Genomic DNA, 246 nt, shown 5'->3' with positions numbered 1-246 from the left:
CCGTCCGGCAGGTGTTGATGGACACGGAGGCCGGGCAGCTCGCGGCCGGGCGCGAGGATGCGCCGCCGTGCGAGGTGTCCGCGGACAACCTCGCCTATGTCCTCTTCACCTCGGGCAGCACCGGCCGGCCCAAGGGCGTGGCCGTGGCCCACGGACAGCTCGTCCACTACGTGCGCGCCGCCACCGAGCGGCTGGGCCTGGCCGACTGCAAGAGCTTCGCCCTGGTGTCCACCTTCGTCGCCGACC

The 246-nt window shown here is 73.2% G+C and carries 1 protein-coding gene; it reads left to right on the top strand.

Annotated elements, in window-relative coordinates:
- Nucleotides 1-17: 17 nt before the first annotated feature.
- Nucleotides 18-246: AMP-binding protein (locus tag G4D86_RS52025; RefSeq protein ID WP_240360983.1), on the top strand; the 229-nt coding region annotated here is incomplete at its 3' end.

It is taken from the genome of Pyxidicoccus caerfyrddinensis (assembly GCF_010894405.1).
Taxonomy (GTDB): Bacteria; Myxococcota; Myxococcia; order Myxococcales; family Myxococcaceae; genus Myxococcus; species Myxococcus caerfyrddinensis.
The sequence above is the reverse complement of the archived record's forward strand: the minus strand, read 5'-3'. Positions and strand labels throughout refer to the sequence as shown.